General features: G+C 59.8%; 22 protein-coding genes, 1 pseudogene and 1 riboswitch. Of the genes and pseudogenes, 11 read left to right on the forward strand and 12 right to left on the reverse strand.

All coding sequences use genetic code 11. From position 1 onward, the window contains the following. Positions 1-48 precede the first annotated feature (48 nt). The 4 genes from KGB23_RS11685 to ahcY all read right to left on the reverse strand — a co-directional run bounded on the left by KGB23_RS11685 (position 49) and on the right by ahcY (position 5,545). On the reverse strand, positions 49-1,929 hold the full coding sequence (locus tag KGB23_RS11685; protein ID WP_223431192.1) for a DEAD/DEAH box helicase: 1,881 nt from the start codon (positions 1,927-1,929) through the stop codon (positions 49-51). A gap of 223 nt (positions 1,930-2,152) precedes the next feature. After that, positions 2,153-2,968 (reverse strand): substrate-binding periplasmic protein, encoded by an 816-nt coding sequence (locus tag KGB23_RS11690; RefSeq protein WP_223431193.1) that lies wholly within the window; start codon positions 2,966-2,968, stop codon positions 2,153-2,155. 193 nt (positions 2,969-3,161) lie between these two features. Then, positions 3,162-4,007, reverse strand: a complete 846-nt coding sequence (gene metF / locus KGB23_RS11695; protein WP_223431194.1) for a methylenetetrahydrofolate reductase [NAD(P)H] — start codon at positions 4,005-4,007, stop codon at positions 3,162-3,164. A gap of 128 nt (positions 4,008-4,135) precedes the next feature. Next, entirely contained in the window at positions 4,136-5,545 is a 1,410-nt protein-coding gene (gene ahcY / locus KGB23_RS11700; protein WP_123369148.1) for an adenosylhomocysteinase, read from the reverse strand. A gap of 23 nt (positions 5,546-5,568) precedes the next feature. Next, positions 5,569-5,671, reverse strand: a riboswitch (S-adenosyl-L-homocysteine riboswitch). Between the two features lie 198 nt (positions 5,672-5,869). Here ahcY and KGB23_RS11705 point away from each other — a divergent pair. After that, positions 5,870-6,274, forward strand: a complete 405-nt coding sequence (locus KGB23_RS11705; protein WP_317851613.1) for an acyl-CoA thioesterase — start codon at positions 5,870-5,872, stop codon at positions 6,272-6,274. Between the two features lie 235 nt (positions 6,275-6,509). Next, on the forward strand, positions 6,510-7,397 hold the full coding sequence (locus KGB23_RS11710) for a formate/nitrite transporter family protein (RefSeq protein WP_223431195.1): 888 nt from the start codon (positions 6,510-6,512) through the stop codon (positions 7,395-7,397). A 79-nt stretch (positions 7,398-7,476) separates the two neighbouring features. Here KGB23_RS11710 and KGB23_RS11715 read toward each other — a convergent pair. Both KGB23_RS11715 and KGB23_RS11720 read right to left on the reverse strand, forming a co-directional pair. Next, positions 7,477-7,671: pseudogene (locus tag KGB23_RS11715) on the reverse strand (cation:proton antiporter); the annotation flags it as partial. Positions 7,672-7,692: 21 nt separating this feature from the next. Further along, positions 7,693-8,862 (reverse strand): MFS transporter, encoded by a 1,170-nt coding sequence (locus KGB23_RS11720; RefSeq protein ID WP_223431196.1) that lies wholly within the window; start codon positions 8,860-8,862, stop codon positions 7,693-7,695. Positions 8,863-9,080: 218 nt separating this feature from the next. On the opposite strand from KGB23_RS11720, the gene KGB23_RS11725 reads away from it, so the two are divergent. After that, positions 9,081-9,914, forward strand: a complete 834-nt coding sequence (locus tag KGB23_RS11725; RefSeq protein WP_008152002.1) for an EamA family transporter — start codon at positions 9,081-9,083, stop codon at positions 9,912-9,914. Positions 9,915-9,954: 40 nt separating this feature from the next. Beyond that, the gene (locus KGB23_RS11730; RefSeq protein ID WP_223431197.1) at positions 9,955-10,338 is read left to right on the forward strand and encodes an MAPEG family protein; all 384 of its coding nucleotides are present in this window, start codon (positions 9,955-9,957) and stop codon (positions 10,336-10,338) included. A gap of 80 nt (positions 10,339-10,418) precedes the next feature. On the opposite strand, the gene KGB23_RS11735 is transcribed toward KGB23_RS11730, so the two are convergent. After that, positions 10,419-11,591, reverse strand: a complete 1,173-nt coding sequence (locus tag KGB23_RS11735) for a murein transglycosylase A (RefSeq protein ID WP_223431198.1) — start codon at positions 11,589-11,591, stop codon at positions 10,419-10,421. A gap of 128 nt (positions 11,592-11,719) precedes the next feature. Here KGB23_RS11735 and KGB23_RS11740 point away from each other — a divergent pair, with 128 nt between their 5' ends. Continuing rightward, the gene (locus tag KGB23_RS11740; RefSeq protein ID WP_223431199.1) at positions 11,720-12,169 is read left to right on the forward strand and encodes a c-type cytochrome; all 450 of its coding nucleotides are present in this window, start codon (positions 11,720-11,722) and stop codon (positions 12,167-12,169) included. Positions 12,170-12,184: 15 nt separating this feature from the next. Here the strand turns inward: KGB23_RS11740 and KGB23_RS11745 are convergent, their stop codons facing one another. From KGB23_RS11745 to KGB23_RS11760, 4 genes are all read right to left on the reverse strand, one after another. After that, positions 12,185-12,580, reverse strand: coding sequence for a DUF1090 domain-containing protein (locus KGB23_RS11745; protein ID WP_223431200.1), 396 nt, complete (start codon positions 12,578-12,580; stop codon positions 12,185-12,187). A gap of 98 nt (positions 12,581-12,678) precedes the next feature. Continuing rightward, complete coding sequence (gene ligB, locus KGB23_RS11750; RefSeq protein ID WP_223431234.1) at positions 12,679-14,352, reverse strand: NAD-dependent DNA ligase LigB; 1,674 nt, start codon at positions 14,350-14,352, stop codon at positions 12,679-12,681. 252 nt (positions 14,353-14,604) lie between these two features. Then, positions 14,605-15,795, reverse strand: a complete 1,191-nt coding sequence (gene metK / locus KGB23_RS11755; RefSeq protein ID WP_046045269.1) for a methionine adenosyltransferase — start codon at positions 15,793-15,795, stop codon at positions 14,605-14,607. 18 nt (positions 15,796-15,813) lie between these two features. Beyond that, positions 15,814-16,809 (reverse strand): ArsR/SmtB family transcription factor, encoded by a 996-nt coding sequence (locus tag KGB23_RS11760; protein WP_223431201.1) that lies wholly within the window; start codon positions 16,807-16,809, stop codon positions 15,814-15,816. Positions 16,810-17,082: 273 nt separating this feature from the next. Between KGB23_RS11760 and tkt the strand changes: the two genes are divergently transcribed. The 6 genes from tkt (at position 17,083) to fba (ending at position 23,299) form a co-directional block, all read left to right on the forward strand. Further along, positions 17,083-19,080 (forward strand): transketolase, encoded by a 1,998-nt coding sequence (gene tkt / locus KGB23_RS11765; RefSeq protein WP_223431202.1) that lies wholly within the window; start codon positions 17,083-17,085, stop codon positions 19,078-19,080. A 151-nt stretch (positions 19,081-19,231) separates the two neighbouring features. Next, entirely contained in the window at positions 19,232-20,284 is a 1,053-nt protein-coding gene (gene epd, locus KGB23_RS11770) for an erythrose-4-phosphate dehydrogenase (protein WP_046045272.1), read from the forward strand. A gap of 12 nt (positions 20,285-20,296) precedes the next feature. After that, entirely contained in the window at positions 20,297-21,460 is a 1,164-nt protein-coding gene (locus tag KGB23_RS11775) for a phosphoglycerate kinase (RefSeq protein WP_008151980.1), read from the forward strand. A 34-nt stretch (positions 21,461-21,494) separates the two neighbouring features. Beyond that, positions 21,495-21,716 (forward strand): hypothetical protein, encoded by a 222-nt coding sequence (locus tag KGB23_RS11780; RefSeq protein ID WP_046045274.1) that lies wholly within the window; start codon positions 21,495-21,497, stop codon positions 21,714-21,716. Between the two features lie 56 nt (positions 21,717-21,772). After that, entirely contained in the window at positions 21,773-22,105 is a 333-nt protein-coding gene (locus KGB23_RS11785) for an MliC family protein (RefSeq protein ID WP_223431203.1), read from the forward strand. A 129-nt stretch (positions 22,106-22,234) separates the two neighbouring features. Continuing rightward, the gene (gene fba / locus KGB23_RS11790; protein WP_046045276.1) at positions 22,235-23,299 is read left to right on the forward strand and encodes a class II fructose-bisphosphate aldolase; all 1,065 of its coding nucleotides are present in this window, start codon (positions 22,235-22,237) and stop codon (positions 23,297-23,299) included. 68 nt (positions 23,300-23,367) lie between these two features. Here the strand turns inward: fba and KGB23_RS11795 are convergent, their stop codons facing one another. After that, positions 23,368-23,661 carry a fructose-bisphosphate aldolase gene (locus tag KGB23_RS11795; protein WP_223431204.1) on the reverse strand — a complete coding sequence of 98 codons (294 nt, stop codon included), beginning with the start codon at positions 23,659-23,661 and terminating at the stop codon, positions 23,368-23,370. Positions 23,662-24,093: the final 432 nt, after the last annotated feature.

Raw genomic sequence — 24,093 nt, forward strand, 5'->3', positions numbered from 1 at the left:
AATGCCCCGGATCGCGAGATCCGGGGCATTTTTCATATCAGCGTTAAATCAGCGATTGCGGGTCAGCAACGCTGGTTTCTCGCCGCGTGGACGGCCTGGCAGTTGATCAAGTTGCTCGGGAGTCGGGAAACGATCGGTTTTCGACTCCTTGTGAATGATCTTCGGTGCCGGGCCGCGCGGGTTTTGCACGGCCGGTTCCGAACGCGGCTGATCGTCACGAGCCGGGCGGCGGTTGCGGGACTCTTCGCGACGGGCCTGGCCGTCACGTGGAGCACCGTTGCGTGGGCCGCTGCGCTTGGCCGGCGGCGTGCCGGTGGTGGCGCCATCGCTGCTGCGAGGGCCGCTTTGACGACCCTGAGGCTTGGCGCCGCCGGTGCGCGGAGTACCTGCGCCAGCTGCCGTGCCTTGTACCGGAGCACCCGGACGACGACCACGGCCCTGAGCCGGTTTGGCTTGAGGAACGTAGTCGACGCGGTTACCGAAGTTATCGATATCGTCGTCCAGGAACTCGTCCGGAGCACGGTCTGCAGCAGCAGCGCGTGGCGCTGGACGCTGTTGCTCGCGAGCCGGAGTGCCTTCACGTGGCTTGTGTTCACGCGCCGGGCGATCGCCACGGCCAGTGGCTGCAGGTTTTTCCTTGCCGCCCTTGTCCTTGCCTTTGTCTTTACGACCGCCGCCACCGCCAGTGCCGTTCGGACCGTCGCCGCGCGGGCCACGTGGGTTGCGCGGGTTACGCACATCCGGACGCTCGCGGACTTCTGGTTTCTCGGCTTCTACAGCGCTGGAATCGAAGCCCATCAGGTTGCCGTCGGCAATCTTCTGCTTGGTCATGCGTTCGATGCTTTTCAGCAGCTTTTCTTCGTCCGGAGCGACCAGCGAGATTGCCTCGCCCGAACGACCGGCACGGCCGGTACGACCGATACGGTGAACGTAATCTTCGTCGACGTTTGGCAATTCGAAGTTGACCACGTGTGGCAACTGATCGATGTCCAGGCCGCGAGCGGCGATGTCGGTGGCGACCAGGATGCGCACTTCGCCGGCCTTGAAGTCGGCCAGGGCTTTGGTGCGAGCGTTCTGGCTCTTGTTACCGTGGATTGCAACGGCGCTGAGGCCGTGTTTGTCCAGGTACTCGGCCAGGCGGTTGGCGCCGTGCTTGGTGCGGGTGAACACCAGCACCTGTTCCCAGGCGCCAGCGGTGATCAGGTGCGCCAGCAACGAGCGCTTGTGGCTGGCGGCCAGGCGGAATACGCGCTGTTCGATACGCTCGACCGTGGTGTTCGGCGGTGTGACTTCGATGCGTTCCGGGTTGTGCAGCAGCTTGCCGGCGAGGTCGGTGATGTCTTTGGAGAAAGTCGCCGAGAACAGCAGGTTCTGGCGTTTGCTCGGCAGACGGGCGAGGACCTTTTTCACGTCATGGACGAAGCCCATGTCGAGCATGCGGTCGGCTTCGTCCAGCACGAGGATTTCCACGTGGGACAAATCGACGCTGCCTTGACCGGCGAGGTCGAGCAGGCGGCCGGGGCAGGCTACCAGCACGTCAACACCGCGGGACATGGCCTGAACCTGTGGGTTCATGCCGACGCCGCCGAAGATGCAGGCGCTGACGAACTTCAGGTCACGGGCATAGACCTTGAAGCTCTCGTGTACTTGAGCCGCGAGTTCGCGGGTAGGGGTCAGGACCAGTACGCGCGGTTGGCGCGGGCCGTGACGCTGGGATTTGTCCGGGTGACCGTTGGGGAACAACCGCTCCAGAATCGGAAGGGCGAAGCCGCCGGTTTTACCAGTACCTGTCTGAGCCGCGACCATCAGGTCGCGACCTTGCAACACGGCGGGAATAGCCCGCTGTTGCACCGGAGTAGGCTCGGTATAGCCCGCTGCCTCGATGGCGCGGACTAAAGCCTCGGAGAGACCGAGGGAAGCAAAGGACATGAGTAATCCTGTTTTAGTTAGGGCTTGGCCCAATGGGAGTCTTGCCTGGCGCGAATGGCGTTTAAGAGGAACGCAATCCCGTCCGGTCCTGCTGGGCCAAGAAGGCTTATCTGGAGTGCTCGCGCGGGCTGAAAAGCTGCGCTGTAGCGGGGTCGAGATGCCTTGAACAAGTCCGAGCGTCCGGGCGTGAGCCTGGCGGGAAGGCCGGAGTATAACAGAGCAATCACTGCGCGCCGCTTTCCTGCTGCTCAACGGTTTTTCCGCTGGCGGCGGTGGCTCTGGTGGTTTTTACCTCGGCCGCCGGATCGGCGCCATAACGGGCGCTCAATTCAGCGTACGCAGGCTCGCGCTTGAAGCGTTTGAGTTCGGCGCCGAAGCGCTGCACCAACAAGTCCATGCCGGCGTTGCGGCGGACTGCCAGGAACTGGCTCTGGTGACTGATGACGGTCGGGTTCTCGGTAATCTTGTCGCGGATGCCCAATTCGTCGAGCAAGTGCTGTCCGACCCGGCGATCAGTGATCAGCAGGTCGATCCGCCCGCGCACCAGTTTGCCGAAGTTGGCCTCATGGGTCGGTGCCGGCTCGCGAGTGAACAGGGTCGATTCGCTGAAGTCCTGGCTGTACAGATAGCCCGGGGAAGTGCCTATGGTCAGCCCTTTCAGGTCGGCCAGGGTGTGAAAAGGGTAGGGCCGCTCATTGGCGTAGAACATCACGAACTCCACTTCCGACAGCGGTTCGCCGGGATAAAGCAGGGTGGCGTCGCGCTCATCGCTGTGGAAGATGTCCAGCGCGCCGTCTGCCTGGCCCGTTTCGAGCATCGACAGGCAGCGTTTCCACGGCAGGAACTGCCATTCCACTTCAATGCCCAGGCGTTTGAAGACGATGGCGGTGGTTTCGTAGTCCAGTCCCAGGGATTTGCCGTTTTCCTCATACACGTACGGCGCCCAGGGCTCAGTGACAATGCGCAGCTTCTCGCCCCGAGCGGCGAAGCTCAGGCAAGTAAAAAGAAACACGGTCAGTAACTGCGCGATCAAAGGCATGGCTTGAGATTACGACGAGAAACCGGAAAGAGCCAGAAACGGGATCCAGAAGCTCTAACTCAGTGTGTGTTGCACAATAAAAGGGCGTTAAAAGCAAAAGATCGCAGCCTGCGCCAGCTCCTACAAGGATTAAACACGCCCGATGTAGGCGCTGGCGAAGCCTGCGATCTCTTGATCTTGCTTTTGACGGCTTTTAGCGCGGCAACTTCAGATTGTTCCACACCGCCAGGCTCGGTTCGGCCTGGTTCAGCGTGTAGAAGTGCAGCCCTGGAGCGCCACCTTGCAGCAGGCGTTCGCACATCTCAGTGATGACTTGCTCACCAAAGCCTTGAATGCTTTGGGTGTCGTCGCCGTAGGCTTCCAGCTGCTTGCGGATCCAGCGAGGGATTTCCGCACCGCAGGCATCGGAGAAGCGCGCCAGCTTGCTGTAGTTAGTGATCGGCATGATCCCCGGAACGATCGGGATGTTCACGCCCATCGCCCGTACACGCTCGACGAAGTAGAAGTAGCTGTCGGCGTTGAAGAAGTACTGGGTGATCGCACTGTTGGCGCCAGCGTTGGCCTTGCGCACGAAGTTGGTCAGATCGTCTTCGAAATTGCGCGCCTGCGGGTGCATTTCCGGGTAGGCGGCGACTTCGATGTGGAAATGATCGCCGGTTTCTTCACGAATGAATTCAACCAGGTCATTGGCGTGGCGCATTTCACCACTGGCCATGCCCATGCCGGAAGGCAGGTCACCGCGCAGGGCAACGATACGGGTGATGCCGGCTGTCTTGTATTGGGTCAGCAGGCCGCGCAAGTCGGCCTTGCTGTCGCCAACGCAGGACAAATGCGGTGCGGCAGGGACTTTGACTTCGCTTTCGAGCTGCAACACGGTGTTGAGGGTGCGATCACGAGTCGAACCGCCAGCGCCGTAGGTGCAGGAGAAGAAGTCAGGATTGTAGGTCGCCAGATGACGGGCAGTGGCGATCAGTTTTTCATGCCCAGCATCGGTCTTCGTAGGGAAGAACTCGAAGCTGTAGCGACGTTCTTGGGACATGGTCATATCCTTGGAAACACGTAAGCCGGACGCTGGCCCCTGTAGGAGCTGCCGCAGGCTGCGATCTTTTAAGATCAAAAGATCGCAGGCTTCGTCAGCTCCTACAAAGAGCGGTCAGTCAGCGCCAATCAGTAGCGGTAAGCGTGCGGCTTGAACGGACCTTCGACGGTCACGCCGATGTAGTCGGCCTGGGTCTTGGTCAGTTGAGTCACAACGCCGCCGAAACCGCGGACCATTTCCAGGGCCACTTCTTCGTCGAGTTTCTTCGGCAGTACTTCAACGGTCAGGCGCTCGGCTTTCTGGGCTGGCGACAGGTCGGCGTACTTCTGGCCGAACAGGAAGATCTGAGCCAGAACCTGGTTGGCGAACGAACCGTCCATGATGCGGCTTGGGTGGCCGGTTGCGTTACCCAGGTTAACCAGACGGCCTTCGGCCAGCAGGATCAGGTAGTCGTCGTTCTGAGCGTCGAATGCGCCAGGACCGGTACGGTGGATCTTGTGAACCTGTGGCTTCACTTCTTCCCATGCCCAGTTCTTGCGCATGAAAGCAGTGTCGATTTCGTTGTCGAAGTGGCCGATGTTGCAGACAACAGCGCGCTTCTTCAGGGCTTTGAGCATGTTCGAGTCGCAAACGTTGACGTTGCCGGTGGTGGTCACGATCAGGTCGATCTTGCCCAGCAGCGCTTTGTCGATGCTTGCTTCAGTGCCGTTGTTGATACCGTCGATGAACGGCGAAACCAGCTCGTAACCGTCCATGCAGGCTTGCATGGCGCAGATCGGGTCGACTTCGGAGACTTTAACGATCATGCCTTCCTGACGCAGGGACTGGGCCGAACCCTTGCCCACGTCACCGTAACCGATGACCAGCGCTTGCTTGCCGGACAGCAGGTGGTCGGTACCACGCTTGATCGCGTCGTTCAGGCTGTGACGGCAGCCGTACTTGTTGTCGTTCTTGCTCTTGGTCACCGAGTCGTTGACGTTGATGGCCGGGATTTTCAGCTCGCCCTTGGCCAGCATGTCCAGCAGGCGGTGAACGCCAGTGGTGGTTTCTTCGGTCACGCCGTGGACGCGGTCCAGGATCGCCGGGTATTTCTTGTGCAGCAACTCGGTCAGGTCGCCGCCGTCGTCGAGGATCATGTTGGCATCCCAAGGCGCGCCATCTTTGAGGATGGTTTGCTCCAGGCACCACTCGTACTCTTCTTCGGTCTCGCCTTTCCAGGCGTAAACCGCGATGCCGGCAGCGGCGATGGCAGCAGCGGCCTGGTCCTGAGTCGAGAAAATGTTGCAGGACGACCAACGTACTTCGGCACCCAGGGCAACCAGGGTTTCGATCAGCACGGCAGTCTGAATGGTCATGTGGATGCAGCCGAGGATTTTCGCGCCTTTGAGCGGCTGCTCACCGGCGTATTTGCGGCGCAGACCCATCAGGGCTGGCATTTCGGATTCGGCGATGATGGTTTCGCGACGGCCCCAGGCAGCCAGGGACATGTCGGCAACTTTGTAATCGTTAAAATCTGCAGGCGTGATAACAGCGCTCATGATGAGCCTCCATTCGTAATGTATGCGAATGGGCGCCGTTGTGCGTTTAGTGTCTGACCGATAACGGTCAAGCAACGCCCCATCCGAGCCTGACAGGTCGAACCTGCTGCAGCGCCCCTCGGACAGGTGGCGGGAAAACGGTAGCAATGGAACGTTACCGTTTTGAAACGGTGGCGATTATAGCCGTGTGAGCGATACTTCCAAAGCGTTTCTGTTGGTCAATGTCTGAACGGTAATCGAGACCATAGTCGATGCTTGATAGAGCTCTAGTTCGGGCTCTGCCATGATGCCCTCCATCATTCGGCAAGACGCTCAGGAGTGAATATGAATTTCCACACCCGCAAATGGGTAAAACCCGAAGACCTCAACCCCAACGGCACGCTGTTCGGCGGCAGCCTGTTGCGCTGGCTCGACGAAGAAGCGGCGATCTACGCCATCGTCCAGTTGGGCAATCAGCGTGTGGTCACCAAGTACATTTCCGAGATCAACTTCGTCAGCGCCTCGCGCCAGGGCGATATCATCGAACTGGGCATCACCGCCACCGAGTTCGGTCGCACCTCCATCACCCTGAAGTGCGAAGTGCGTAACAAGATCACCCGCAAAAGCATCCTGACGGTGGACAAGATTGTCTTCGTCAATCTGGGTGAAGACGGCTTGCCTGCGCCGCACGGCCGGACCGAGATCACATACGTCAAAGACCAGTTCAAGGATGATGTCGTCAGCGAGTGAGATCGGCGGTGCGCCCTTCGCGAGCAAGTCGAATCGTCGCACCGCCGCTCCCACACTTAATCTCAGTCGTACACAAAATCTGTGTTCGCTGAAGATCAAATGTGGGAGCGGCGGTGCGACGATTCGACTTGCTCGCGAAGGCGGTCTACCGGTCAACGATGATTTAGCCGACCACTGAACAGCTCCGAACCCTGCGTGTCGTACCTACATGACACACCACGGGTTCAGGAGCTTTATGGACGCGCAAAAAGACGGCAAGACCCCGAACCTCTCGCCTGAAGAACAGCACGACGTCGAAAAGAGCCAGCCACCTCGGGCGGCGGTGCTGCACGAAATCATCCGCACCCAGGGCGATCAGGAACTCGAGCGCAGTGTCGCCGCCTTGTGGTGGTCGGCGCTGGCCGCCGGCCTGACCATGGGCCTGTCGCTGATGGCCATGGGGCTGCTCAATTCCCGTCTGCCGGATGGCGAAGGCTTCAAGGTGATCGCCAGTTTCGGTTACTGCGCAGGCTTTCTCGCGGTGATTCTCGCCCGTCAGCAGTTGTTCACCGAGAACACCCTGACGGCGGTGCTGCCGATCATGACCAAGCCCACGCTGAGTAATTTCGGTCGATTGCTACGCCTGTGGTCGGTGGTGCTGGTGGGCAACCTCTGCGGCACGTTGCTGGTGGCGTATGTGATGCTGAATCTGCCGATTTTCGACAGCAAGACCGACCTGGCCTTCCTCGATATCGGGCGCAAGATCATGGAGAACGACGCCAGCCAGATGTTCGCCAAAGGCATTGTGTCGGGCTGGATGATCGCCACCATGGTCTGGATGATCCCGTCCATGGAGAGCGCGAAGATGTGGATCATCATCCTAATCACCTACCTCATGGCGCTGGGGGATTTCACCCACATCGTGGTCGGTTCGGCCGAGGTCTCGTATCTGGTGTTTGCCGGTGAGTTGCCGTGGAAGGATTTCTGGCTGGTGTTCGCCGGGCCGACGCTGGTGGGGAATATCATTGGCGGCAGCTTCATCTTCGCGCTGATCAGCCATGCGCAGATTCGCAGCGAGAGTGGCCCACCGAAGAAGTCTACGGATCAAGGCCAGGAGCCCGACCCGCAGAAGACCGAAAAGTAGTCAGTGATGCTCGGCCTGTGCCGCTGGCGCAGGCTCATCCTTGGTCGATCGGAGCGGAGACGTGCAGTTCGCCATGGCCGCCGCCAATCGCCTCGTGGGCGAACAGCATGGCCGTGGCGCCGACAGTCGGGGTTTCGCCGAGTTGCGCGATGCCCAGCAACACGGTGAACACCACCACGGCGGTGCCATCGTTGAACAGCGACTCGCCGACGATGGTGGTTTTCAGAGGCTTGGATGCGTTGGCGGTCCGCAGTACGCCGAGGACTGCGATCGGTTTCAGCAACGATGCAATCTTTCAGCCGGACACATTGACCGCAGCAACGCCGCGACGTTGCAGATAGATGTAGAAAAGCGCCGTCAGCACCGTCAAGCCACTGATCAGCGCGCCGGTCCACGGTAAGTCCGCCAGATCCGCACCACTGGCGACCACCAATCCACCAATCCACGCACCTGCCGCGTTGCCGAGGTTGAACGCGCTCTGGTTCAACGTTGAACCCAGATTCGGCGCTTCATGCGCCTGGTCAATGATCAGCAACTGCAGGATCGGGCACAGTGCGAAGGCAAAAATGCCCCACAACACCAGCGTAATCGCTGCCGGGATCACCGAGTGACTGGTCTGTGTGAACGCGGCCAGCACGACCAGCACGGCCAGCGCCATGCCCACCAGCGACGGCAACAATCGACTGTCAGCCAAGCGACCGCCGAGCATGCTGCCCGCGGTCAAGCCGACCCCGAATAGCAGCAGCATGATGGTGATTCCATGCGGGCTGACACCGGTGATGTCTTGCAGGATAGGGGCAATGTAAGTGAACACGCTGAACAGGCTGGTCGACGCCAGCACGCTCATGCCCAGCGCCAGCAACACGTTGACCTTGCCCAGCACTTTGAACTCGCTGGCGAGGTTGGCCTTGTCCATGGCGATGTCCTTCGGCAACCAGACCCACTGCGCGATCGCGGCTATCACGCCGATTACCGACACCGCCCAGAACGTCGAGCGCCAGCCGGCGTATTGCCCGAGCGCGGTGCCCAAAGGCACGCCCAGCACATTGGCTAGCGTCAGGCCGGTGAACATCATGGCAATCGCTTGGGCGCGTTTGTTCGGTGCCACCAAACCGGCGGCGACCACCGAACCGATGCCGAAGAACGCACCGTGGCAGAGCGCGGTGACCACTCGCGCGGCCATCAGCGTGGCGTAGTTTGGCGCCAATGCGCAAAGAATGTTACCGAGGATGAACATCAACGTCATGCCCAGCAGCGTGGCTTTGCGCGGCATGTTGGCGGTGCCGACCGCGAGGATCGGCGCACCGAACACCACGCCCAGCGCGTAGCCGGTGATCAGCAGGCCCGCGTGGGGGATGCTCACGGCGAGGTCGCGGGCGACATCGGGCAGCAAGCCCATGATGACGAATTCAGTGGTGCCGATGCCGAACGCGGCAACAGCGAGGGCAAGCAAGGCGAGTGGCATGCGCAAGGTCTCTGTCGGTAGTCTTGACGCTCTGATCAGGCATGCGCATGCCGACGCCCGTTCTCGACGAGAGCGGGCGGTGGCAAAAATTTATTGGAATTAGTCTGTGCGCAACTGAGTGCGGCGTGGTCGCTTGCAGTATAAACAGCTGCAGACCTATGGCGAATCAATTATCCAGCTGAACTTCGTAGAGGGCGGGACAAAATAAGGAGTGTGCCGTGCTTGCAACAGCACTGGTGTTAGTCGCGGCGCTGTTGCACGCGGCGTGGAATACCCTGATCAAATTCAGTGCGGAACGGCTGCTGGTGGTGGCCTGCATGGACAGCGTTGCAATGCTGTTTGTCGCGCTGATGCTGCCGTTCGTGGCGTTGCCACCCCTGGACATCTGGCCGTGGATTCTGGCGTCGGCGGCGTTTGAATTGCTCTATCGCTATTTGCTGATCCAGGCCTATCGGGTTGGTGATCTCGGGCTGGTCTATCCGCTGATGCGTGGCTTGTCGCCGCTGGTAGTGCTGGCACTGACGCTGATTTTTGCCGGGGAAGTGCTGACGAACCAGCAGATCTTCGGGATTCTGCTGATCCCGTTCGGCATGCTGTGCCTGCTCTGGCAGGGCGGCGGTGGTGCGCGATTGCCGTGGTCGATGCTGCCTGTGGTGGCGTTGATCGGCCTGTGCATCGGCTGCTACACCTTCATCGATGGCCAGGCGTTGCGGCGCTGGTCGCATCCGCTGGATTACCTGGTGTGGGTCACCTTGCTCAGCGCTTGGCCGTTTCCGTTACTGGCGCTGGTGCGTAAGCGACCGGCCTTCATGTTGTTCTGGCGAGAGCAGTGGCGACTGGGGTTGGCGGTCGGGTTTTGCGTGTTGTTCAGCTACGCTCTGGTGCTGTGGGCCATGCAGCTGGGCTCGATTGCCGAAGCGGCGGCATTGCGCGAGATCAGCGTAATCCTGGTGGTGCTGTTCGGCATGCGTTACCTGAAAGAACCTTTTGGCAGGCCACGGCTCTTGGCCTGTGGGCTGGTGCTGATCGGCATGCTGGTGATGAAGTTTTGACTGGAGCTCGACTCTTGAAACTTGAAGAAGGGAATGCGTTATGACGGTGGCTCTGTGGTGCATTTTGATCGCGATATTCCTGCCCTATATCTGCACGGGCATCGCCAGGGCCAGTGGCGGGTTCAGGCTGAAAGACAACCATGATCCCCGTGACTTTCTTGAGTCACTGAATGGTTTTGGCCGACGCGCGTATGCGGCGCATCTGAACAGTCTTGAAGTGATTCCCGCGTTCGCAGCGGCGGTGATCGTTGCGCACCTGGCGGGCAATGCCGAACTGGTGACGATCAATGTGCTGGCGGTGTTGTTCATCACCAGTCGGCTGCTGTACATCATTTGCTACTTGGCTGACTGGGCTATTTTGCGGTCGCTGGTGTGGTTGGTGGGGCTGGGGTTGATCGTCAGTTTTTTTGTGGTTTCTGTTTAAGAGCAAGCTCAAAAGATCGCAGGCTTCGCCAGCTCCTACGCTCATCCGCGATTTTGCGGCGAGCCAGCGATCTTTTGACTTTAAAGCTTGTCGGTCACCTGAGGCACTTGAGGCAACGCTGCGCCTTTAGGCCAGAGCATCCAGATTTGCCCCTGCTGTTTCATGTCGCCGGCCAATTGCCCGGCCGCCTCACCTGTGCCCCAGAACAGGTCCGCACGGACTTCGCCGGCAATTGCGCCGCCGGTGTCCTGAGCGGCAACCGGGCGTACCAGTGCGGTACCGTCCGGTTTGGTGGTCGATAACCACAACAGACTGCCCAGCGGAATCACTTTGCGATCCACCGCCGCGCTGTAGCCGGCGGTCAGCGGTACGTTCAACGAGCCGCGAGGCCCTTCGTTGCTGTCCGGGTTGCGGGTGAAGAATACGTAGCTGGGGTTGCTGCCCAGCAGTTCCGGAATACGGGTCGGATTGGCCTTGGCCCAATTGCTGATGGCGCCCATGGTCACTTCTTCTTTTTTCAGCTCGCCCTGGTCCACCAGCCAGCGGCCGATCGGTCGATACGGGTGACCGTTCTGGTCGGCATACGCAATGCGCAACTGTCGGCCGTCATCGAGCTGGATACGACCCGAGCCCTGGATTTGCAGGAATTGCAGGTTCATCGGATCGGTCAGCCAGGCAACAACCGGTGCCTTGACCCCTTTGGTTTCAATCGTGGCCGCATCGTCGTAAGGCTTGAGCACGCGACCTTCGAGTCGTCCGCGCAGGCGTTTGCCTTTGAGTTCCGGGTAGATGCTGTCCAGAGAGACGATGATCATGTCCTCGGGCACACCGTACACCGGGATGTTCGCCACTTCAGTCTGGGTCAGGCTGCCGGGGTAGACCGGCTCGTAATAGCCGGTGATCAAGCCGTTGGGATTGTCATTGGCGGCGCGCAGGCCGTAGACGTCGAGGTTCTGCTTGAGGAAGCCGCGAATGTCGCTGGCGGTTTGCGGCACGTTGGCGGAAGCCGCACACGTCGAGCCCCACACCGGGTCGGCTTTGAGTCGGGTGCAGGCGCTGCGCCACGAACCGAAGCCGGCGACCAGGTCGTTGTCGGACACCGTCGGAAGTGCTTCCCAGGTGGCGCTGGAGTAGGTCGCCAGGGCGTGGGTTTTCGGTGTGTTGTTGTCGCCACCGGTGCAGCCCGCAAGCACGGCCACCATCGGAAGGGTCCAGGCGAGGTTGTGACGCCATGCCTTGAAACGGCTGATCATGGAGTAATTCCTTTGTCGGTTGCCTGAGTGCTCCATGCGCTCAAACAACCCGTATTGATAATAGGGCTATTGGTCTTTGCCGATGACGCGAGGATACTGGCCGCCGTTTCCCGTGACCTGAAGCCACCATGACTCTTAAAAGACTTTCTGTTGTATTGCTGGCCTGCCTGGCGTTGTCCGCCTGCGGTGGTGTCGACCCCAACTCGCCGCTGGGTCAGCGCAAGGCGATCTTCAAGCAAATGCTCAAGACCGGCGAAGACCTGGGCGGCATGTTGCGTGGTCGCATCCCGTTTGACGGTCCGAAATTCGCTGACGGTGCCGTGAAGCTCGATGCGTTGTCCCGTGAACCCTGGAAACATTTTTCGCAGGTGCGCGAAGAAGATCACACCAGCGCCAAGAGCGATGTCTGGCAGAAACAGGAACACTTCCAGGACATGGCCCGCACCCTTGAAGCCGCCACCGGTGAATTGGTGATTGCCAGCAAGGTTCAGCCTTACAAGGTCAGTAACCTTGGGCCGGCGGTGCAGAAGGTCGAAGATGCCTGCAGTGCCTGCCATAAAGAGTTTCGGGATCATTGATTCCTGAACTGATCCTTACTTGTCCAGCTCATCGAGTGCGTTCTGCAGTTCCTTGCGGGACTCGGCGAGTTTGTCTTTGCGCTTGTTGATCTTTTCGGCGTCGCCTTTCTTCATGGCCTTGTCGAGGTCAGCCTGACGCTTGCTGACTTCGTGCTTGGCGTCGAGCACCTTGTTCTCCCGTTCTTTCTTCAGGGAAGCATCGGTGCAATGAGCAGTGATTTCGCTCAGGGCCGTTTCAAGGCCTGCCTGCTGATCGGCGTTACCGTGAGACTTGGCCAGTTCAATCTGATTGATGATGCCCTGCTTCTTTGCGGCGCAGCCGGTCAGGCCCGGAGCTTCTTCGGCGGCCATCAGTGGAGCGGCCAGCACGCTGCAAAGGGTCAACAGGGCGAGCGGTGAAAGAAGTTTCATAAAAGCTCCATGTGAAAAAGCGATCGGGTCGATGTGGCGATGGGGTGTTTGAGCCCAGCGGCACCATTGGGTTCCCGGGTGGCGGGCATCGTCGGCCGCTAAAAACCGTCAATCCCCGCAAGACGTAATGTTTCACTCAAGGCCAGGACCTGCGGGTCGCGAAAAAACGCGCTCAATTGCGCTGCGCGTCCCGGGCCGATGCCGGCTTCTGCCTGCCATTGTTCGATATTTCGTTGTGCCAGTTCCTGCCATGAATCGGCAAGTCGCGCCTGGCCGGTCGGCGGTAAACCCAGGGCTTTGAGCCAGCGAGCGAAAGGGCGTTGTCGGGCACTGTTGAAACTGTTCAAAAGACGAGCGCTGCTGCGTTCGCCGAAGCCGTCAATGTTAGCAAGCTCTTGAGCATCGAGGGTCAACCAATCCAGCAGGCCATTCAGACGGCCTGTTTCGAAAAGTTTCTCCCAAGTGCCAGGGCCGACATGGGGCAGGGCCAATCCCTGCTTGCCGCTGAGCCAGGTCAGTCGGGCGAGGAATTGGCTTTCGCACCCCGGTGTCGGCTGCCAGCAACTCAAATGATGAAAGTCCTCCGCCAGCGGTACGCTCAATTCAGCGCGTTGGGTGCTGCGCAGCATGACACCGTCAAGCCTGGGAATGGTCAGGCCTGCCAGGCTGATGGCGACCTGGTCTCCGGGCCGGATGTCCAGTGTTTCCCAGCGTTGCAACGAGCTCACACTGACTCGCTTGATCTGCCGGTCATCGAGCATTACCGGTGTCAGTTCCAGTACCGGGGTGATTCGTCCGGTCCGTCCAATCTTGAAATGGACTTTGCGCACCTCGGCCAGGGCCTGGGCAAAAGGGTATTTCCAGGCGACGCTCCAATAAGGCGGTTTAGCCTGCCAGCGCTCGGCGGGTGGGCGCTGATCCTGGCGCAGGACGATGCCATCACTGGTGAAGGGCAGGGGCGAGCGATACCAGTGATCGCGCCAACGTTCTGCGTCGGCAAATACCTTGATCGAGTGACTGTAAGGTGTGGTACTCGGGAAACCTAACTCATCCAGGGCTGCGACGCGGGCGGGCAAACTGGCCGGGCCTTGGGGCCAGTCCCAGACAAACAGGCCGATCCCGGCGGCTTGCTCGGTGCTTAACTTTTTGCGGGCCATCAATCCGGCCACTGTGGCGCGTGCATTGAGGCTGCCGGCACGGGCCTGTACGTGGTCGGTCAGGCGCCAATAGAGCTCACCTTGCAGCAGCAGGTCCAGCGGCTCTGGCAATTGTTGGGGGATGGCGGCGATCTGGCGCGCCGAAGCCGTCCAGTCCTGGCCATTTATTCCGTCACCGCGGCTTATAGCTTGAGTCAGCAGGCCTTTGCGGTAGATCAGCGTCACCGCCACGCCGTCGATCTTGGGCTGAACCCAGACATCGCTCCGTTCTTTTAGCCAAGCTTCGACGGCGCGACCATCGCGGAGTTTTTCCAGGCCCGTGTGGGCGATGGGATGAGGAATCGTGCCGCCCGCGGTACGTAGCGGTTCCGCGGATGGGTCCAGGTCGAAGCATGTGCGCCATTCGGTCAATCGTGCACGGGACTGATCGTAGAGTTCATCGGCGACCAATGAGCGGCCGCCCCGGTGATAGCTGTCGTCCCAGAGATCGATTTGTTTCTGCAGTGCCGTGATTTCGTCCAGGGCGCGTGCGGGTGGCCAGTCGGGGCACTCGGCAGCGTTTGAACTCAGGCAAAGAAAGGTCAGGAAAAAACAGAAAAACAGGCGCAGAAGCATCATGAGCATCCTTGCTCAGGGAGAATGCTTTCAAGGTTAGTCAGCTTTCGGGCGGCGGTAGCGAGGATGTTTTTCGGTGTGTTTCGAGAGGCAGGAAGATCAAGAGATCGCAGCCTCGTTCCACTCGACAGCTCCTACACAAATCTCTGTAGGAGCTTTCGAGTGGAACGAGGCTGCGATCTTCCGATTTTCGCGCAATAAAAAGCCCCGTACGGCGAACCGTGCGGGGCTTTTGGTACCGCCGGGGAAGTCTTACAGGCCGGCAGCAGCGCGCAAGGAATCGGCGCGGTCGGTTTTTTCCCAGGTGAAGGTGGTGAAAGTGTCTTCGCCCACAGTCTTGGTAGCCGGGGTGCGACCGAAGTGGCCGTACGCAGCGGTTTCCTGGTACATCGGGTGCAGCAGGTCGAGCATGGTGGTGATTGCGTATGGACGCAGGTCGAACACTTCGCGAACCAGTTTGACGATTTTGTCGTCGCTGATTTTGCCGGTGCCGAAGGTGTTCAACGAGATCGACGTCGGCTGAGCAACACCGATCGCGTAGGAAACCTGAATCTCGCAACGCTCGGCCAGGCCGGCTGCCACGATGTTCTTGGCTACGTAACGACCGGCGTAGGCGGCCGAGCGGTCAACCTTCGATGGATCCTTGCCGGAGAACGCGCCGCCGCCGTGACGGGCCATGCCGCCGTAGCTGTCAACGATGATCTTGCGACCGGTCAGACCGCAGTCGCCTACCGGGCCACCAATGATGAACTGGCCAGTCGGGTTGATGTGGAACTGGGTGTCTTTGCTCAGCAGCTCGGCAGGCAGTACGTGCTTGACGATCAGTTCCATCACGCCTTCGCGCAAGTCTTTGTAGGACACGTCAGGGTTGTGCTGGGTCGACAGTACAACGGCGTCGATACCGACAACCTTGCCGCCTTCGTAACGGCAAGTCACTTGCGACTTGGCGTCCGGGCGCAGCCAAGGCAGCAGGCCGGATTTACGGGCTTCGGCCTGACGCTGAACCAGCTGGTGCGAGAAGGTGATCGGTGCTGGCATCAGCACGTCGGTTTCGTTGCTGGCGTAGCCGAACATCAGGCCCTGGTCGCCGGCGCCCTGATCTTCAGGTTTGGCACGGTCGACACCCTGGTTGATGTCAGGGGACTGCTTGCCGATGATGTTCATCACGCCGCAAGTGGCGCCGTCGAAGCCGACATCGGAGCTGTTGTAGCCGATGTCCAGAATGACGTTACGCACGATCTCTTCCAGGTCGACCCAGGCCGACGTGGTGACTTCACCTGCGATGATTGCCACGCCGGTTTTTACCAGGGTCTCGACCGCTACACGGGCGAACTTGTCTTCAGCAATGATGGCGTCCAGCACCGCATCGGAAATCTGGTCGGCGATTTTGTCCGGATGCCCTTCGGACACGGACTCGGAGGTGAAGAGGGAGTATTCGCTCATCTCGATTTTTTCCTGAATTTACCGATGGTGAGTGTCGCCAGCCGGTCGCTGAAAATGGCGGACCTGGATCTGGAAACCATTACGTAAGCCTACATAGAGGCTTTCCCCGGGAACGAGTCCCGCAGCGGTGGCCCAACGGGCCAAATCGTCCTGTTCAAACCCCAACCAGAGATCACCGCAGGCCTCCCTGGCCCAACTCTGGTTGTGGCTACATAACTCTGTCACGAGCAGGCTACCGCCCGGTTGCAGCAAGTCGGCCATGTGCTTGAGTGCTTCGGCCGGCGCGGCGAAATGGTGCAGCACCATGTTCAGTACAACGCAGTCAGCCTTGAGGCGGACACCGTTCAATGCATCGGCCAATTGCAGGCTGACGTTAGCCAGCGTTTCACGTTCGCAAACCTGGCGCGCCAGTTCGAGCATCGCCGGGCTGTTGTCCAGCGCCGTGACCTGGGTGAAGCGGCGCGCCAGTTCCGGCAAAAATGCGCCATCTCCGGGGCCGACTTCGATGGCCGTGGCGCCTTCGCTGAAACTCAGCTTGTCGAGCAGTGTCACCACGCTTTCGCGGTATTGCGGCAGGCCGGCGATCAAGTCTTGCTGGGCGCGAAACTTCTCCGCGACCCGTGAGAAAAAGTCCTGGCTGGCCGCCGCTCGTTGCCCATGGACCTGACCGATCCGCGACTGCACCTCGGCAGGCAGGGTCAGGTTGTCCACTTCTTCCAGTAGCGCGGCATGCAGCTTGCCACCCAGCAGGTCGGTGTGGGGCAGGGCACGACGGTAGAAAATCGCGTTGCCTTCACGGCGCGTCGCCACCAGATCGGCCTGGGCCAATACCTTGAGGTGATGACTCATGCCGGACTGGCCGATGCCAAAGATCTGCGCCAGCTCCAGTACGCCAAACGAATCGTTGGCCAGCGCGCGCAATACATTCAGCCGCAGAGGATCGCCGCCGGCCTTGCACAGGGCCGCCAGCTCATCGCAATCGTCAGGTCGAATGGAAGGCGCACGTAAATTCATAAGGCCAGCAGTCTAGTGACGGTCAGAAAACACCGCAAGAGCAATATCAAAAAGTTTTGATATTGCTCGATAGATGGCACTTCTCGGGGAAAGGGTCACTCTACAAATCGTCAGCGGAAAGGTTTCACCAGGCAAATGCGACTTTATCCACCGGAAAAACGCCCTCAGATGACTATCTGTCATTGCCCCGAGGCGGGTGGGTGAGGGAAAATGCTCGCCTTTTTTCCGTTTCGTTTTATTCACTCTCGATTCAATATCCGCAGGAGAACAGCGATGCCCAGCCGTCGTGAGCGTGCCAACGCCATTCGTGCCCTCAGCATGGATGCCGTGCAAAAAGCCAACAGCGGCCATCCCGGTGCCCCTATGGGTATGGCGGATATCGCCGAAGTACTTTGGCGTGACTACCTGAAGCACAACCCGAGCAATCCATCGTTCGCCGACCGTGACCGCTTCGTGCTGTCCAACGGTCACGGTTCGATGTTGATCTACTCGCTGCTGCACCTGACCGGCTACGACCTGTCGATCGAAGACCTGAAGAACTTCCGCCAACTGCACAGCCGCACCCCGGGTCACCCGGAATTCGGCTATACCCCAGGCGTTGAAACCACCACCGGTCCACTGGGCCAAGGCCTGGCCAACGCCGTTGGTTTTGCCCTCGCAGAAAAAGTCCTGGCGGCGCAGTTCAACCGTCCGGGCCACAACGTTGTCGACCACCACACCTACGTGTTCCTGGGTGATGGCTGCATGATGGAAGGCATTTCCCACGAAGTCGGCTCCCTGGCCGGTACTTTGGGCCTGAGCAAACTGATCGCCTTCTACGATGACAACGGTATCTCCATCGACGGCGAAGTCGAAGGCTGGTTCACCGACGACACGCCTAAGCGTTTCGAAGCCTATAACTGGCTGGTGATCCGCAACGTCGACGGTCACGATCCTGAAGAGATCAAGATCGCGATCGAAACTGCGCGCAAAAGCGATCAGCCAACCCTGATCTGCTGCAAGACCACCATCGGTTTCGGTTCGCCGAACAAGCAAGGCAAGGAAGACTGCCACGGCGCCCCACTGGGTGACGCGGAAATCGCTCTGACCCGTGCTGCTCTGAAATGGAACCACGGTCCGTTCGAAATCCCGGCCGACATCTATGCCGAGTGGGACGCCAAGGAAACCGGTCGCGCGGCCGAAGCCGAATGGGATCAGCGTTTCGCTGCCTACTCTGCTGCCTTCCCTGAATTGGCCAACGAGCTGATTCGTCGTCTGAGCGGCGAACTGCCGGAAGACTTCGCTGAAAAAGCCTCCGCTTATATTGCTGAAGTCGCTGCCAAAGGCGAAACCATCGCCAGCCGTAAAGCCAGCCAGAACGCATTGAATGCCTACGGCCCGCTGCTGCCTGAACTGCTGGGCGGCTCCGCTGACCTGGCCGGTTCCAACCTGACCCTGTGGAAAGGTTGCAAAGGTGTTACGGCTGAAGACGCCAGCGGCAACTACATGTACTACGGCGTTCGCGAGTTCGGCATGAGCGCGATCATGAACGGCGTGACCCTGCACGGCGGTCTGGTGCCTTACGGCGCGACCTTCCTGATGTTCATGGAATACGCCCGCAACGCAGTGCGCATGGCCTCGCTGATGAAGCAGCGTGTCGTGTTCGTCTACACCCACGACTCCATCGGTCTGGGCGAAGACGGTCCGACTCACCAGCCGATCGAGCAATTGACCAGCTTGCGCAGCACGCCGAACCTCGACACCTGGCGTCCAGCCGATGCCGTTGAATCGGCGGTGTGCTGGAAAATGGCTCTGGAACGCAAGGACGGCCCTTCGGCGCTGATTTTCTCGCGTCAGAACCTGCAGCACCAAACCCGCAATGCGTTCCAGATCGCCGACATCGCCCGTGGCGGTTACGTGTTGAAGGACTGCGACGGCGAGCCTGATCTGATCCTGATCTCTACCGGTTCGGAAGTCGGCCTGGCGGTTCAAGCCTACGACAAGCTGACCGAACAGGGTCGCAAGGTGCGTGTTGTTTCGATGCCTTGCACCAGCGTGTTCGATGCTCAGGACGCCGGCTACAAGCAAGAGGTTCTGCCGTTGCAGGTCAGCGCCCGTATCGCTATCGAAGCCTCGCACGCGGACTATTGGTACAAGTACGTGGGCCTGGAAGGCCGCGTGATCGGCATGACCACCTACGGCGAGTCGGCGCCTGCGCCTGCCTTGTTCGAAGAGTTCGGCTTCACCCTGGAAAACATCCTGGGTCAGGCTGAAGAGCTGCTGGAAGACTAAATCCGACAGTTGCGTTGTCCGGGCTGACGTCTTCGCGAGCAAGCCCGCTCCCACAGCGAAATGCATTCCAATGTGGGAGCGGGCTTGCTCGCGAAAGCGATAGTCCGGGCAACGCTGCAATAACGGATTCACCACGGTAATCGAGAACCCCATGCCTCAACCGCGTCCTTACAAAGTTGCACTCAACGGCTACGGCCGGATTGGTCGTTGCGTCTTGCGTGCGTTGTTTGAGCGAGGCGATAAGGCCGGGTTTGAAATTGTTGCGATCAACGATCTGGCTGACATGGCCAGCATCGAATACCTGACACGCTTCGACTCCACTCACGGGCGTTTCCCCGGGGAAGTGAAGGTCGACGGCGATTGTCTGCATATTAATGGCGACTGCGTGAAGGTCCTGCGCAGTGCCACCCCCGAAGGCATCGATTGGGCGTCGCTGGGCGTCGATCTGGTGCTGGAATGCTCCGGCGCTTACCACACCCGTGAAGACGGCCAGCGTTTCCTCGACGCCGGTGCGCCGCGCGTGTTGTTTTCCCAGCCGATGGCCAGCGAGGCGGATGTCGACGCCACCATCGTCTACGGCGTGAACCAGGATTGCCTGACCGGTGATGAGTTGCTGGTGTCCAACGCGTCCTGCACCACCAACTGTGGCGTGCCGCTGTTGCGCCTGCTGGATCAGGCCATTGGTCTGGAATACGTATCGATCACCACCATTCACTCGGCGATGAACGATCAGCCGGTGATCGACGCCTATCATCACGAAGACTTGCGCCGCACCCGTTCGGCGTTTCAGTCAGTGATTCCGGTGTCCACTGGTCTGGCACGAGGCATCGAACGCCTGTTACCGGAACTTGCCGGGAGAATTCAGGCCAAAGCCGTGCGGGTGCCGACGGTTAACGTGTCTTGCCTCGACATTACGATGCAGACCGTGAGCGATACCGACGCCACCGAGGTCAACCGGATTTTGCGCGAGGCCGCCACCAGCGGCCCGCTCAAGGGCCTTCTGGCCTACACCGAGTTGCCTCACGCCAGTTGTGATTTCAACCATGACCCACATTCGGCCATCGTCGATGCCAGTCAGACCCGAGTTTCCGGCCCACGGCTGGTGAACATCCTGGCCTGGTTCGACAACGAATGGGGTTTTGCCAACCGAATGCTGGATGTTGCAGAGCATTATCTGCAAACAGCTGCCTCTCCAAAACAGTAGGAAATGCGACCCATGACCGTGTTGAAGATGACCGACCTCGATCTGCAAGGTAAGCGCGTACTGATCCGCGAAGACCTCAACGTCCCAGTCAAGGACGGTGTTGTCACCAGCGATGCGCGAATCCTGGCCTCGCTGCCGACCATCAAGCTGGCCCTGGAAAAAGGCGCGGCCGTGATGGTCTGCTCGCACCTTGGCCGTCCGACCGAAGGCGAGTTCTCGGCCGAGAACAGCCTCAAGCCAGTCGCTGACTACCTGAGCAAGGCTCTGGGGCGTGAAGTGCCGCTGGTGGCCGATTACCTGAACGGCGTTGACGTGAAGGCCGGCGACATCGTGCTGTTTGAAAACGTGCGCTTCAACAAGGGCGAGAAAAAGAACGCTGATGAACTGGCCCAGCAATACGCCGCCCTGTGCGACGTGTTCGTGATGGACGCCTTCGGCACCGCTCACCGCGCCGAGGGTTCGACCCATGGCGTGGCCAAGTTCGCCAAAGTCGCCGCCGCTGGCCCGTTGCTGGCTGCCGAACTGGACGCACTGGGCAAAGCCCTGGGCGCCCCGGCTCAGCCAATGGCTGCCATTGTTGCCGGCTCCAAGGTTTCGACCAAACTCGACGTGCTGAACAGCCTGAGTCAGATCTGCAACCAGCTGATCGTCGGCGGCGGCATTGCCAACACCTTCCTGGCCGCTGCCGGTCACCCGGTCGGCAAGTCCCTGTACGAGCCGGACCTGCTGGACACCGCTCGCGCCATCGCCGCCAAGGTCAGCGTGCCGCTGCCGGTCGACGTCGTGGTTGCCAAGGAATTCGCTGAAAGCGCGACCGCTACCGTCAAGCTGATCGCTGATGTGGCCGCAGACGACATGATTCTGGACATCGGCCCACAGACCGCGGCGAATTTCGCCGAGCTGTTGAAGTCGTCCAAGACCATCCTGTGGAACGGCCCGGTGGGCGTGTTCGAATTCGACCAGTTCGGTAACGGCACCAAAGTGCTGGCCCAGGCCATCGCAGAAAGCTCGGCATTCTCCATCGCGGGCGGCGGCGACACCCTGGCCGCCATCGATAAATATGGCGTTGCTGATCAGATCTCCTACATTTCTACCGGTGGCGGCGCGTTCCTCGAGTTCGTCGAAGGCAAGGTTCTGCCGGCCGTTGAAGTCCTGGAAAGCCGGGCCAAGGCCTGAGGCCGCCCACTTGACCAGGCGAAGGAGTGTTCAGATGGTCAAAACGTTAGCGCTGTTGATTATCGCGGGGTCGCTGGCAGCTTGCGGGAGTAACCCGAAAGCTCCGAAGGTGCCCGAGACGCCTGAACAGGACAAAGGCTGCTACCAGGCCGACTGGCAGGCCGAAACCAACCCGGTGATCAACAAGCGTTCCGGGCCTGATGGCCTGGACAAATACGAGACACAGACCCCGGCCAAGGAACATGGTTGCCCTTGACGGGTCTGACACTTTACTCAGGGCTGGCGGCGTGCGCCGTCAGTCGAGGAACATGGATGAAAGGTTTTATCGCCGTTACGGCGCTGGCTCTGCTGGCAGGTTGCGCTAATTTGAACCTGTTCAAGCCTGCCGAATCGACGGACAGCTGGACCACCTGGACCTGCGACAGTCAGGCCAAAGTACTCTGGCGCTACACCGACGAAAGCCGCAAGGAAGTCGACGTTCGCCTGGGCGGTGCCGATCAGGTCTACCGCTTGAAGCATGAGCCGGGCGCCGAAGGTTCGCTGTACAGCAACGACATGCTGGCGTTTCACGTAAAAGGTGAGGAAGGCCTGGTGTACTGGGTCGCCACCAATGATTTGATCGGCCGCGGTTGCAAAGCGCAGTAACGCCACAAGATTGAGGCAACACCGAATTGGCAGGCAGGGCTGACCCCCGATCTGCAATAACTTGAATAGCCGCCGCCGCTACGGCAGGCTGGCACGATTAACGACCCTCAACCGGGAGATACACACACAATGGCACTTATCAGCATGCGCCAGATGCTGGACCACGCAGCCGAGTTCGGCTACGGCGTTCCAGCCTTCAACGTCAACAACCTTGAGCAGATGCGCGCCATCATGGAAGCCGCTGACAAGACTGACTCCCCGGTGATCGTCCAGGCTTCGGCCGGTGCTCGCAAATACGCCGGCGCACCGTTCCTGCGTCACCTGATCCTGGCGGCAATCGAAGAATTCCCGCACATCCCGGTGTGCATGCACCAGGACCACGGCACCAGCCCTGACGTCTGCCAGCGCTCCATCCAACTGGGCTTCAGCTCGGTGATGATGGACGGTTCCCTGGGCGAAGACGGCAAGACCCCGACCGACTACGACTACAACATCCGCGTCACCCAACAAACTGTAGCCCTGGCTCACGCCTGCGGCGTATCGGTAGAAGGCGAGCTGGGCTGCCTGGGTTCGCTGGAAACCGGCATGGCCGGTGAAGAAGACGGCATTGGCGCCGAAGGCGTTCTGGATCACAGCCAAATGCTGACCGACCCGGAAGAAGCCGCTGACTTCGTCAAACGCACCCAGGTCGATGCCTTGGCCATCGCCATCGGCACCAGCCACGGCGCGTACAAGTTCACCAAGCCGCCTACCGGCGACGTGCTGGCCATCGACCGCATCAAAGAAATCCACAAACGCATCCCCAATACCCACCTGGTGATGCACGGTTCGTCTTCGGTTCCGCAAGACTGGCTGGCGATCATCAACCAGTACGGCGGCGACATCAAAGAAACCTACGGCGTACCGGTTGAAGAAATCGTCGAAGGCATCAAACACGGCGTGCGCAAGGTCAACATCGACACCGACCTGCGTCTGGCATCCACCGGTGCGATGCGTCGCCTGATGGCCACCAACCCGAGCGAGTTTGATCCGCGTAAGTTCTTCGGCGCGACTGTTACTGCCATGCGTGACGTGTGTATTGCACGTTATGAAGCGTTTGGTACAGCGGGTAACGCTTCGAAGATCAAGCCGATCTCGTTGGAAGCGATGTATCAGCGTTATTTGAAGGGTGAGTTGAACGCTAAGGTTAACTAAGCCTTAAGCGTTACTACCGGTATTAAAAAACCCGCAGCGATGCGGGTTTTTTATTGCCTGAAAATTGACTACTGATTCTTGGGCGTATCAAACCCCCGCTGCTCAATCACCCGAAACACATCGCTTACATCCTGAACCATGATCCGGGCGATGTTGGTGACGGTGTTGATGTCGTTCTCGGCATAGTCCGGCAGGCTGGTGCAGGCCATGAGGTTGAGGTATTTGAGAACGGCGTTGAGGCGTTCGCTGACACAATTGTGGAGTTCGCGTAGCGGGGCGTCGCTGTCGATGAGCAGGACGGGGTAGTCGGTGGCGAATTGGGACATGGGGGTGAAGCGGCGGGGCGGATTGTTCATTGTCATAAGTAAATCTTCCTCGAATCTAAAAGAAGAGCTACTCGTACCGTAAGGGCTGCGAAACCCTGTCGCCAACGATGTCAGCGCAAGCCAACTTTAGGCGGCGATTCGGGTAGCCGCAACCGGGCTGTAGGACGCCTTTCCGGTTATGTGGCGAGGGAACTTGTCGGAACGCCGCATCGTCCCGTTCGGCGGCGCAGCCGTCGTAAAACCGGGCACTGCGGTGTGTCTGAGGAAATTGCGTAGCAGGGTTTGGGGCTGCTTCGCAGCCCAGCGGGAGCAAGCTCCCTCGCCACGGTCGGAGTGGTCCTACGAGTTTTGCGGACGCTGGGATTTGTAGCAGCTGTCGAGCTTGCGAGGCTGCGTTCGGCTGCGGAGCAGTCGTAAATCAGACAACGCATTTATTCGGTTAGACCGGGTTCTGCGGGCTTGCGAGGA

This window comes from Pseudomonas sp. GL-B-26 (assembly GCF_019947405.1).
In the GTDB taxonomy this organism is placed as follows: Bacteria; Pseudomonadota; Gammaproteobacteria; order Pseudomonadales; family Pseudomonadaceae; genus Aquipseudomonas.